Origin of the sequence: Enterococcus sp. AZ179, assembly GCF_050498885.1 — a bacterium.
Lineage (GTDB): Bacteria > Bacillota > Bacilli > Lactobacillales > Enterococcaceae > Enterococcus_D > Enterococcus_D entomosocium.
Map to the genome: position 1 here is coordinate 1 of NZ_JBMHEO010000005.1, position 11,042 is coordinate 11,042.

An 11,042-nucleotide genomic window follows, 5' to 3' on the forward strand; every position below is an offset into this window, starting at 1 on the left:
AAGGTAAAAAACGGTTATTTTATGATAGTGTTTTCGTTCTCGTTTGGTGTATATATATTTATTTTTTAATTTCACGTGATATAATATTCTATTATGTGAGTAAAAAATGACTTGAGGAAGATAGATGAATAATATTCTTTACACTGTTACAAGTAGCAAAGCTTGTGCTGAGGTAATAGATTGGCTTAATAAAAACAATATACCTTTTAAAGAAAGAAGAATATCTAAAGCCAATCCATTAAAGTATTCAGAAATTCAGCATATGTTAAAAATTAGCGACAATGGGTTTGAAGATATTGTGAAAAGAAATAAAAAGATTTCAAAAATAAACGGAGAGATGATTAATCTTGAGGATTTATCTACAAATAAGCTTATTCTGACAATAATTGGCTATCCAAATATTATAAGAACGCCTATTATAATTGATGACAAAAAGATGGTCGTTGGTTTTCAAATTTCAGAAATGGGGATATTCATACCAAGAACTAAAAGAAAAAATGACTTAGAAAACCTACTCAAGAATAAAACCGGAATAGAGGCTTAGGAGCCTTTTTTTTGTTTATAAATTTGTTCAACAAATAAATTTTTAAAAAATAAAAATTGAATATTTTTATTCAAAAATCGGCTATGTGCTATATTTTAATGGAAAGGATGATGCTAATGATATCAGATGAGATTTTGTCTTTACTATTTACAAAAACACAGTTTCAGAAGCTAGTTATTTTTTATGAACTTTATTCAAGAGAAATACATTATTCAGAAATTGAAGAAAGGTTAGGAGATTCCAAAAGAGGAGTCAGACGAGCTGTAGAAAGCCTAACGCTGGATATAGAAGAATTTAATGTTGAAAAGAATATTACCCTGCAGATATTATCAAATAAAGAAAAACTATTCTTTTCGAGCCCCATTAATGATGATGAATATATTAATCTGAAATATTTCTTGCAAGAAAAGTATCTTCAAACCTCAGGACTGTACAACAGCTTACTTTATGTTTTGGAGAGAAGAAAATTCTCATTAATTAGTTTAACCAATTTTTTATCATATAGTGAATCTTACGTATACAAATTGATGAAAAAAATTAATAAGTTTTTCGAAATGATAAATTTGGGTATTAAGATTTCGAAAGGAATTGAATCTAAATACATTATCGAAGGCGATGAAGGTACTATTAGAATGTTACATTATTTTCTTATGAATATTGCTCTAACTGAAAATACTTGGAAATTTCGAACTATCGATGAAAAACAAATAAATCTTATTAATTCTGCCGTTAAATCAGAGAGAACTGATTATCTTTCACCATCAAATATAAAAAGAGTATATATAATGATAGCTATACATGAAATAGCTATAAAGGGCGGCAATAGAATTCAAGCATTACCTGATTCTTTAAGAGATATTGGAAGAATCATGAATAAAGAAAGAGAAATTTCTACTTATATAAATAATCAGCACCAGAGAAAACTAGGAAATGCAGACTATCTTCAAAATGAAATTGTTCGATTAGCTTTTATTTTGAACTACTTTTCTCAAGAGCTAAGAACGAAACAAGAGAAGATTTGTATCGGAAAAGAATTATTTGATAATAAAAAAAACTCGATTGTAAATCCATGTATAAAGCTACTTGAGGATTTGATGAAGAGTTACAATTTCGAAAAAGACCTATACTATTCTCTACTGTATTCATTATGTAATAGACTTGTTGTTATTCATTATTTAGGTGTTTTCAAATTTTTGACACTAAATGACTCACCTATCAAATTTAAAAATATAGAGAAAAATGTCCAAAACCTGATTGAAAAACATTTAAAAGAATATAAAGAGGAAGCATCTTTCCCATATATATGTCAAAGCTTTAAGCAACTTTTATTAAGCTATATAAAACTTAGCAAAGATTCAGCTTTGAACATATATATTGAAATACAAAATAGACCAGAGTATAAGGTCATTTTGGAGAATGAATTAAAACTTAATTATAATAATAAAATTTTGAAAATAGTAGAGGACTATTCAGAAGCGGATGTAGTAGTAGCTGATACTCATATCCAAACAAATAGCAAATTCTTTTACTTTCGTGATATTTATGACCAAGAATCGTGGCTTAGTTTAACTAAGTTTATAGATACCAATCTTAAAATAATCGGAACAAATTAAAATTTATTTGCTTCTAAGTGGAATATTTCTTTGTTTAAGGTATTTGTATACTGTTGGACGAGATATATTATATTTTTTAGCTATTTCTACTATAGAAATTTTTGTGTTTATATAATCGGAAATTACTTCTTCAATAAATTTATTTTCACTAGGTCTTCCCAAAACCTTACCATTTGCTTTAGCTGCTTCTAATCCTGAAATTACTCGCTCTCGTATTAATTCTGCTTCCATCTCAGCGAATGCACTCATTATGGTAAAGAAAAACTTACCCATTGAGGTGCTTGTATCAATATTATTTTGAATACTTATAAAATTTATCTCACGCTCACTAAAGTCTTCCATCAAATTAAGTAAGTGTTTTGTCCCTCTAGAAAGTCTGTCGAGTTTAAAAATCACAAATGTATCACCTGTTTCCAAAGAATTTAATGCACGTTTAAGTTCTCTTCTTTGAATATTTCTACCACTTTCAAATTCAGTATAAATCTTTGTACACCCGAATTTCTTTAGTGCGATTAATTGGGAATCTAATTGCTGATGAATTGTACTTACTCTCGCATATCCTATAGTTTTCATTAATATCTCCTTCATGTTTATAAATTATTATATATGAAAATTATTTTTAAATGGTTGTATCTGTCAAAAAAATGATAAAAATAGAATTCATATTATGTTATTCTACTCTAAGCGGTTGAGAAGTGTCATAAAATCAAATGTTTGATTTACATATTATTTAATAGGTATTATAGAATTTAAAACACTGAAGCTCAAGCAAATGTGTTGTTTTTTTTTGTTATTTTTTTAGTGTAAAGTAAACATTTGTTTAATTCACACTGTATCAAATAGTAGAGTATGAAAGAGGTTGAATATTTGTATAAAGAATTGTTTAAGAAAATAGTTTTAATTTTGATATCTAGTTTAAGTATTGTTGGTTTCACAAATACTACCCAAGCTGATGATAATCTTCTTGGAACTGAAGTACCTAATCCTCCCGGAGTGGGAGTCCCATTAGAAAACTATTTCTCTAGCCCAAATGGAAATGCAATTATTACTGGAAGTAATAATAGTGTTTTGCAAATGACTAATGGCACAAGTCAGTTATCATCGATATGGTCGAAAAACACAATAGACTTGCGATATGATTTTACTTTTGAAGCTTTTATATACATGGGAAAAGAGACTCAGTTGGGGAATGCAGCAGACGGGATAACATTTTCGTTGATTGATAATTCTTTAGGAAATAGCTATTTGGGAAATGATGGTTCAGCCCTAGGAATTTATAACACTGACAAAAGCAATCCAAAAAAAGATGTTCCGGGTATAACTGTGGAACTTGATACTTATTATAATGGCGATGGTCTTGATTCTAAACTATATGTAAATGGAAGTAGCTTACAAAGTATTGATAGTTTTTATGACCATATTGCTATAACGAATACGGATGAAATTGGCAAAAAAAATCTTATCGCTAATCCTAATGATACATGGGGAGCTTGGGACTCGTCATTTCATTATGGTGTACAGTTTTTAGGTGATAACAATGCAAGTAATGTTACTCCATATACTTCGTTAAGTGACGGAAGCTGGAAAAAAATTAAAATTAGTTGGGAGTCATCAGTAGGTTCTTTAGGAATAATTGAAGGGAAAATAAGTTATGATTTACAAACCATCTCAGGTAATTCCTTAGCTTATGGTGAGCATAACGTATCATTAGGACTCACAAATAATGTGGCAAATGTTAACTATAGAACCCCTGGTCGTAACGTATATTGGGGATTTACAGCTTCTACTGGAGCTAATGCAGCAAACAATTTAATTGCAATCACCAGAATGCCAACGTCTCCCCAAGTTGAACAAGTTGTATCAACAAATTTAGATACAGTTGAACAAAATCAAGAAATTGAAATTAGCATTGAGAACAAAAAACTGTCAGGTGAATCGGATTGGACAAATGTCTATACTACTTTAGACTTGTCAGACCTAGAAGAGTTTGAATATATTGAAGGTTCGGCAATGAAAAATGGGGTAACTATAAGTGACCCCATAGTTGACAATGATAAAAAATATTTGCAATTTGAAACAACACAGACTATTTCTGATTCAGAGATAATTACTTTAAAAATTAAACCTAAAACTTCTAAAGAAAATATAGTCCTTAACAGTTGGGCTACAGGTGACCAAACTAGTGCGAGTGCCAATACAGTGCTCGAGGTTACCAGTCCCATTATGTCAGCCGAAGCTAATAATCCTACTTACTATGTTGGAACTGATATAAACTCTGTTGATTTGAAAGATTTTATTAAAAGTGTAGAGTTAGCAGGAAGTATTTTAGAATCAAATCAGTATAAAGTTCAGCTTCTAGATAACTTTTTGGACTTGAATCAAGTAGGTAATTATACTAAAAAAGTACTTGTTACTGCAGTAAATGATACCAATAAAGCAGTTGAAATTGATGTTCCTGTCAATGTTTTGTGGGGAAATACGCTTGTAGCTAAAGATGCAGTTTTGGCTGATGTAATTGCTTCAATTTCGTTGCTAGATAAAGAGGGTTCACCTTTTTTAGTTGCAAACAAAGGTGACGGTTTATCACCATCAAACGATTCGGAGAACAGAGCATATTTTCAAATCTATAGTCAGAACTTAAACGAATCTGATATGGATTTAGGATGGGATGAAACTTCTCCGGATGCACTAGACCAGATGGTATGGTTTAATTCTATACTCAAGGAAAATGTTAATGATTCTTTAAAATATGGGAATGTTGTGTCTGTAGCGGTATTTAAAGATAATAATTTTGAAAATAATTATTTCGGAGAAAATACTTGGATATCAAGAAGTGAACAACTAGTTAAAGAAACTGAAGGATATTATAAAGCCTTTTATGAATTAACGCCGAATGGCTATTCTTTATTACACATTAATCAATTAACAACGAATTCAGTTGATGTCCCCATCTTTTCTTCTGAGGAGTACTTGGATGAACACGTGTCGGAATTAATTGATTTACAAAGTTATTCTAATATAAGTATTAAAGGATTTTCAGAATATCCTAAAACTAATGAATCAGGTCAACAAGAAGGGAAAGTCATTGTAGAAGAAACTTTAACTACAGGGGGAACTGTTCAATATGAATATGATGTAGAAGTAAATGTTAAGGAAGGTAGTTTAACATTGGCAGTTCCTCAAATAATGAATTTCAAAGATTTCCAAAAATCCCAGTCTGACCAAATTATTGAACGAGAAAGTTCAGGTGATTTAGGTCTTATTGTCAACGATAGCAGGGGCGAAAACGTTCAAGGAAATTGGACGCTAACAGCACAGGTCTCTACTGATGATGGGATAGCACCCTACTTAGTTTATCGTGATGAACAAGGAAACGATTCTTATTTGAGCAGGTCTGCTGTGCAAGTCTATACTCAAACAAAGCAAACAAATGTCTCTGAGCCTTTACAAGTAGAAATATCGGCCTTGTGGAAAAGTAACTCAGGTATTCTTCTAAATGTTCCTTCCAAAAATAATTTATTTAATCAAAGCTATTCTACCACTATTACTTGGAATTTAGTGGAGGGACCCTAAAATGAGAAATTCAAAAATGAGGATAGTTTTGCTAGTACTATCTATAATACTTGGTATTAGTACCTTTACAGCAGTGAATGCAGATGAGAAAGAGAGTAAAGTTACTGTAACAATAATCCAAGATTCTTCTATTGAATCGAGTACTTCTGATACAGAGCAAGAAACTCAGACTAGTAATACTCAGTTGAAGGACAAAGAAAATCACAATAAATTGCCACAGACAAATGAAGGTATCAATCCGTTCTATTCAATTGTAGGAATTATACTTTTTATAATTGCAATAGTAGGAATTTTATATAATAAAAAAAGAAATGGAGAACAATATAATGAAAAAAATTAGTACATTAGTATTAACACTAGGAATTTCGACAATCGGAGGATTAGTTTTAGCACAAACTGCACATGCAGATGACTCAGCAACAACTAATGCTCAAGTAGCTGTAACTGCAGGCGACTTAAAAATCATAAGTGTTGGTGATATTGATTTTGGCTCACAAAAAATTAGTGGGGGAGACCTAACCGCAAAAGCATCAACTACAAAAGTATCAATTGAGGACTTACGTGGCTCTAGTGATGTTGGTTGGACGTTGAAAGCAAGATTAAACGATAATAGTTTTGATGGGATGACTTTCAGCATGGAAGAAACTCAAATTAGTAATGGTTATAGTGTAGATTTTGGTAGTAATGAGATAAATTCACAAGACCAAACTATTCTAATTGCTGCAGATGAAACAATTGGCTTAACAGAATTCGATACTGAGTTTAGTTTTATTCCTGTTTTAAATATTCCAGCAAAAACGAAAGCTAACACTTATTCAACAACAATCGTATGGAACTTAGCATCTACTCCAGAATCAAGATAATTTTTAGCCCCTTTATTGGGGCTTTTACTTTAGAGGAGTTACTATGAATAAATTATTGAAAATATTTTTAGCAGCAGTATTCACGATATGCGGAATGATTTTTATGGAAAATCAGATAGTTTTAGCAGATAGCAACGACTTTTCAATTTCCCCTGTATTGCCTTCCAATCAAAGAGAAGATAATAACAGCTACTTTGATTTAATTGTGACACCCAATGAGAACCAAACTTTGGCAATTACTATCAAAAACAGTTCTTCTGAGACACAAAAGTATAATGTGATTATTAATACGGCTACGACAAATCAAAATGGAATTGTCGATTATTCTATTACAGATTTTGAGAAGGACGATTCTATGAAAATATCTTTAAAAGATATTATTAGCTTAGAAAATGCCCAAATAGAAGTGGAAGCTAATAGTCAGAAAGACGTTAGCTTCGAGTTGAAAGTACCTGAGGAATCATTCGAGGGGATTCTATTAGGAGGCATTACTGTTGAGCCTGTTGTAGAAGAGGATAGTGAAGGTATAAGCAACTTGATTACAAGAACTTTAGCGATTGTGTTGACGGAATCTGATGAGGTTATAGAGCCTGAACTAAAGGCTGGTGAAGTGAGTATATCTCAAGAAAACTATAGAAATAATGTTACTATCGAACTTAGGAATATTACACCCACCCTCATTAAAAGAGTTACAGCTGAAATATCAATAAGTAGAAGTGGGAACAATGAACCAATTATAGAACAAACAAGAGAGCAACTTTCAATCGCTCCGAATTCAAAATTTAACCTTATGTCTCAATGGGATGACCAATTTGAAGCGGGTTCCTACACGTATACTATTAAATTAAGCGGTGAAGAAGGACATGAATGGGCATTTACAAAAGATTTTGAGATAGAGGCAGAACAAGCAAAGGAATTTAACACGACTTCAGTGGATGAAAAGAAAAACTCCATAAATTACTATCTTGTAGTTGGAATTGGTTTATTCTTACTTTTGCTAATAATTTGTGTTTACCTTGTAATTAAAATTAGAAAAATGAAAAACAATACGTCTATGTAGTTCAGCCGTCAATCAAGTTTAATATAGTAAAAAAGAAGGCATAAATAGCCTTCTTTTTAATTAGTATTCTAAATATTTACTGAATTACATTTTAGAATGTTAACGTTACGGTAAATATTGATTTAAAAGGTTTTTTATTCCTCATATGAAATTAATTGCCAATTAAAGATAAAAAAACAAGATAAAATCGTGTATTTTTAAAGTAGGATTAAATCATTTTACAAATGATTATAAGGAGCGATAAGTATTGACTTGTTTAGATAAAATTATGCTTGAAGCAAAACTATATTCAATTCACTTTACTAAAAGCAACAATTTCTGGAGAAGCTGTGTATTTACTGAAAATGATAAAACCAAGGATGTAAGAACATATATATGCAATTCTTTAAAAATATGTGACGAAAAACTAAAAATCATAGAAAAATTCGATTGTACCATTTTTAAACATTCTTTTACTAACAGATTTGAAAAAGGATTTATAGAAAGTTCTTGGATAGATGGTGTGGAATATGCTGTCGAAATTGTTGAAAATAATAGAAAAGAATATAAAATATTCATAGCTGATTTTGATATTGCTACAGAAGAAGTTTTTGCTGAAATACAAAACATGTATCCAAAAATTCCATTGAAAATAGATTGTTTAGGAGATGTTTGGTTAAAAAGAAGCGATATCTTTTAATCTAAGAATTTTAAACATGCTTGCTATTAGATTCGTTACGATTGATTAATAAACATGTATTTTGTTTTGCCTTTTTGTTCTTGAAAGAGAATATAGGATGCATCCGAGTTATCTATAACTTCAAATTTATCAGTTAACCCAAAAGATTTTAATATATTTCCAGTTGTTTTTGATGCCCTTACAAAATCTTGTTTAAATCCACCTAGTGCAACCATTCTTAAGTCATCATCAGTTGCAAATCTTTTTGAAAACAAAGAATAGCTGGAGTGTTTTACATTTATTATTGGTTTTCGTTTACAAGTATACGCAATTTTATAAGAAGAATAAAACTTTCTGTAAAAGATATGTTCAACATCATGGTCAAATATATGAATTGATTCAAACCTAAAATGTCTTAGAAGAGCTTCATAAAGGTGTCCATATTCATGGAAGAAACTCTCTTGAGCTATTTCGCTAAAGCCTTCGATATTGTCATGGAAGGCTTTTTCGATAGAGTAAATTACCCCTAGATTCTCTATTGATAAGGAGCGATATTCTAAATTGATTGAGTAATAAAGTAAATCAATTAGAGGTTCATATCTTTTTTCATCGGGTAGGTTTGTTTTGAAGAAATGAAGCATACAATTAAGTTCATTAGTAGTAAATCTTTTCATAAATGACCGCCTATTCTTTTTGACAAGAATATCAAATTTAATAGGTATGAATTTATCTAAAAAAGGAAAGAATTTGTCTTCTCGGGATAAAAATGAAGATATTGTTATAAGTTACTTATTAAGTAAGGTGAGCAGTTTTTTCCTTGACCATCTTTTTTAGAATCATTTATACTTATCACAATGTAAAAATAATTTAGTAGAGGAGATTTGTATGAATTTTTATGGAATAAAATTTTTGGAAAATCAATCGAATTTGAATGATTATATTAAATACTTTCTTATTTTTAGTTCTTTAATCCTTTTGATTTTGGTTTTTTCATTGTACCTTAGACATAGGATAAATACGAAATATAGAGATTTAAGTATCATTTTCTTTTTAATACTAATGTTTGCTTTAGGAGTTCAATATTCGGATTATGAAACGAATCAGACGAAACATTCCCAGTCATCTCAGATGGTTAGCTTTATTAAAGGACTTGCCAAGCAAGAAAACATAGATACAGATGAAATATATGTTAATGCTACTCAGTTCTCTGACGGGATTATTGTTAAATTGAATGATAAATTTTACAAGGTAAGTTTGAGTAGTGACCAAAATTCTTATACTCTTACTGAAACATATCTAATTAATGATAATACTGTCTATACAAAATAAGGAGGTTGAATATGCAACTCTATAGTCCTATTATTATAAAATTTGCTTTAGGCATACTTTGCTTGATTCTTCAAATTAATTTGTTGGGAAAAGGAAATTTAGCTCCATCATCAGCAATGGACCAAGTCCAAAATTATGTATTAGGTGGAATCATTGGGGGTGTTATATACAATGATTCTATTACCGTTCTGCAATTTGTATTAGTTTTGATTATTTGGACATTGCTAGTTTTAGTAGTCAAATTCGCTAAAGAGCACAATCGCTACATTAAAGTGATTGTAGATGGTCGTCCGATTACATTGATTCAGAATGGGAAAGTAAATGTTAATGTATGCTTGAGGAATGGAATTTCTGCTAACGAATTAATGTTTAAGCTCAGAGCGAATGGTATTTACGAAGTAGAAAACATTAAAAGAGCAGTTTTGGAGCAAAATGGTCAATTAACCCTAATTGAATTTGGTGATGAGAATATTAGATACCCAATCATTGTGGATGGTCAAGCGAATCTAGACGTATTAGAGTTGATAAAAAAAGATGATGAATGGCTTCAAGAAGAAGTTGCAAAACAAGGTTTTAATCGTATTAATGATATATATTTAGGGGAGTATTTATCAGGGAAATTAAATTTATTTGGTTATGAGAATAAATCTTAAAAGACGGTTTTTATACCGTCTTTTTTTCTCCCTAATTAGCAATTATTAGATTAATATTGAGAAAAAAATATCACTTTTCATGTTATCATTTTCTAAATCGAATGATTATTATGAGGTGATTGAATGATTAATGTATTGAAAAAGCAAGCGAAAAAAGAACTTATGCTAAAGGACTTGGCATTGATGAATTTAGGTTTAGAATTTGATGATGTTTATGCTTCAGATAAGCACAATAAAAAAATATGGAATGAAATGTTAAAAATAATGATTGAAGTAAAAAGAAATAAAATGCTTGGAATTAAATATACCCAAAGCTGTGATGGAGTTCAAACAATAATTTTCTTAAAAGATTTATGAAATTATCTAAGAAATAATTTGATGAAGGAATGGCTTTCACTAAATATTTAAATTATTAATTTCGAAAAAATTGGGAAAGTAATATTTCAAATAGGTTTTTTAGAAGAAAATTTTTTTCAGGCTAGGAGATTCAATTAAGTACAACTTAAGAGGGAGAGTTTTGCCGTGTCAGCAATGTTTATTTTTACAATAGCTAAGTCATATGTAAAAAATAAAACTTAGAAGAGTTCATCTCTTTTAAGCTTTATTTTTTTTCGAAAGTGTTTAATTACTTTAGCAAGGTAATTTTCTTTTATTAAATTTTAGGCTAATATGTGTAGTTCTAAAAAAATAATAAAATAATAAATGGAAAATTGAAATAATGTATTTCTCTAAAATGTTTATTGAGAAAT

At 30.0% G+C, this 11,042-nt stretch carries 12 protein-coding genes; 10 read left to right on the forward strand and 2 right to left on the reverse strand.

Going from position 1 to position 11,042, the window contains the following annotated elements; all coding sequences use genetic code 11:
- Positions 1 to 124: 124 nt before the first annotated feature.
- A complete protein-coding gene (locus IGI88_RS18325) occupies positions 125 to 544 on the forward strand; it encodes an ArsC/Spx/MgsR family protein (protein ID WP_429969545.1) in 420 nt (139 codons plus the stop codon).
- Between the two features lie 116 nt (positions 545 to 660).
- Complete coding sequence (locus IGI88_RS18330; protein WP_429969546.1) at positions 661 to 2,157, forward strand: helix-turn-helix domain-containing protein; 1,497 nt, start codon at positions 661 to 663, stop codon at positions 2,155 to 2,157.
- A 3-nt stretch (positions 2,158 to 2,160) separates the two neighbouring features.
- Here the strand turns inward: IGI88_RS18330 and IGI88_RS18335 are convergent, their stop codons facing one another.
- The gene (locus tag IGI88_RS18335) at positions 2,161 to 2,730 is read right to left on the reverse strand and encodes a recombinase family protein (RefSeq protein ID WP_429969547.1); all 570 of its coding nucleotides are present in this window, start codon (positions 2,728 to 2,730) and stop codon (positions 2,161 to 2,163) included.
- A 294-nt stretch (positions 2,731 to 3,024) separates the two neighbouring features.
- Here IGI88_RS18335 and IGI88_RS18340 point away from each other — a divergent pair, with 294 nt between their 5' ends.
- The 5 genes from IGI88_RS18340 to IGI88_RS18360 all read left to right on the forward strand — a co-directional run bounded on the left by IGI88_RS18340 (position 3,025) and on the right by IGI88_RS18360 (position 8,332).
- Complete coding sequence (locus tag IGI88_RS18340; protein WP_429969548.1) at positions 3,025 to 5,730, forward strand: lectin-like domain-containing protein; 2,706 nt, start codon at positions 3,025 to 3,027, stop codon at positions 5,728 to 5,730.
- Position 5,731: 1 nt separating this feature from the next.
- The gene (locus tag IGI88_RS18345; RefSeq protein ID WP_429969549.1) at positions 5,732 to 6,070 is read left to right on the forward strand and encodes an LPXTG cell wall anchor domain-containing protein; all 339 of its coding nucleotides are present in this window, start codon (positions 5,732 to 5,734) and stop codon (positions 6,068 to 6,070) included.
- Complete coding sequence (locus tag IGI88_RS18350; RefSeq protein ID WP_429969550.1) at positions 6,057 to 6,593, forward strand: WxL domain-containing protein; 537 nt, start codon at positions 6,057 to 6,059, stop codon at positions 6,591 to 6,593. The genes IGI88_RS18345 and IGI88_RS18350 overlap by 14 nt, the downstream gene beginning before the upstream one ends.
- A 43-nt stretch (positions 6,594 to 6,636) precedes the next feature.
- Positions 6,637 to 7,653, forward strand: a complete 1,017-nt coding sequence (locus IGI88_RS18355; RefSeq protein ID WP_429969551.1) for a DUF916 and DUF3324 domain-containing protein — start codon at positions 6,637 to 6,639, stop codon at positions 7,651 to 7,653.
- A 247-nt stretch (positions 7,654 to 7,900) separates the two neighbouring features.
- Positions 7,901 to 8,332, forward strand: a complete 432-nt coding sequence (locus IGI88_RS18360; RefSeq protein WP_429969552.1) for a hypothetical protein — start codon at positions 7,901 to 7,903, stop codon at positions 8,330 to 8,332.
- Between the two features lie 35 nt (positions 8,333 to 8,367).
- Here IGI88_RS18360 and IGI88_RS18365 read toward each other — a convergent pair whose 3' ends face one another.
- Positions 8,368 to 8,985: a hypothetical protein gene (locus IGI88_RS18365; protein ID WP_429969553.1), complete on the reverse strand. Its 618-nt coding sequence runs from the start codon at positions 8,983 to 8,985 to the stop codon at positions 8,368 to 8,370.
- A gap of 211 nt (positions 8,986 to 9,196) precedes the next feature.
- Between IGI88_RS18365 and IGI88_RS18370 the strand changes: the two genes are divergently transcribed.
- The 3 genes from IGI88_RS18370 to IGI88_RS18380 all read left to right on the forward strand — a co-directional run bounded on the left by IGI88_RS18370 (position 9,197) and on the right by IGI88_RS18380 (position 10,650).
- Positions 9,197 to 9,640 carry a DUF3290 domain-containing protein gene (locus tag IGI88_RS18370; protein ID WP_429969554.1) on the forward strand — a complete coding sequence of 148 codons (444 nt, stop codon included), beginning with the start codon at positions 9,197 to 9,199 and terminating at the stop codon, positions 9,638 to 9,640.
- 11 nt (positions 9,641 to 9,651) lie between these two features.
- Complete coding sequence (locus IGI88_RS18375; RefSeq protein ID WP_429969555.1) at positions 9,652 to 10,293, forward strand: DUF421 domain-containing protein; 642 nt, start codon at positions 9,652 to 9,654, stop codon at positions 10,291 to 10,293.
- A gap of 123 nt (positions 10,294 to 10,416) precedes the next feature.
- A complete protein-coding gene (locus IGI88_RS18380) occupies positions 10,417 to 10,650 on the forward strand; it encodes a hypothetical protein (protein ID WP_429969556.1) in 234 nt (77 codons plus the stop codon).
- The last annotated feature ends 392 nt before the right edge of the window (positions 10,651 to 11,042 follow it).

Excerpts from the sequence above, each read along its gene's own strand:
- IGI88_RS18325 (WP_429969545.1), top strand. The coding sequence starts at position 125 with ATGAATAATATTCTTTACACTGTTACAAGTAGCAAAGCTTGTGCTGAG.
- IGI88_RS18375 (WP_429969555.1), top strand. The coding sequence starts at position 9,652 with ATGCAACTCTATAGTCCTATTATTATAAAATTTGCTTTAGGCATACTT.
- IGI88_RS18365 (WP_429969553.1), bottom strand. The coding sequence starts at position 8,985 with ATGAAAAGATTTACTACTAATGAACTTAATTGTATGCTTCATTTCTTC.
- IGI88_RS18345 (WP_429969549.1), top strand. The coding sequence starts at position 5,732 with ATGAGAAATTCAAAAATGAGGATAGTTTTGCTAGTACTATCTATAATA.
- IGI88_RS18370 (WP_429969554.1), top strand. The coding sequence starts at position 9,197 with ATGAATTTTTATGGAATAAAATTTTTGGAAAATCAATCGAATTTGAAT.
- IGI88_RS18350 (WP_429969550.1), top strand. The coding sequence starts at position 6,057 with ATGAAAAAAATTAGTACATTAGTATTAACACTAGGAATTTCGACAATC.
- IGI88_RS18330 (WP_429969546.1), top strand. The coding sequence starts at position 661 with ATGATATCAGATGAGATTTTGTCTTTACTATTTACAAAAACACAGTTT.
- IGI88_RS18355 (WP_429969551.1), top strand. The coding sequence starts at position 6,637 with ATGAATAAATTATTGAAAATATTTTTAGCAGCAGTATTCACGATATGC.
- IGI88_RS18335 (WP_429969547.1), bottom strand. The coding sequence starts at position 2,730 with ATGAAAACTATAGGATATGCGAGAGTAAGTACAATTCATCAGCAATTA.
- IGI88_RS18380 (WP_429969556.1), top strand. The coding sequence starts at position 10,417 with ATGATTAATGTATTGAAAAAGCAAGCGAAAAAAGAACTTATGCTAAAG.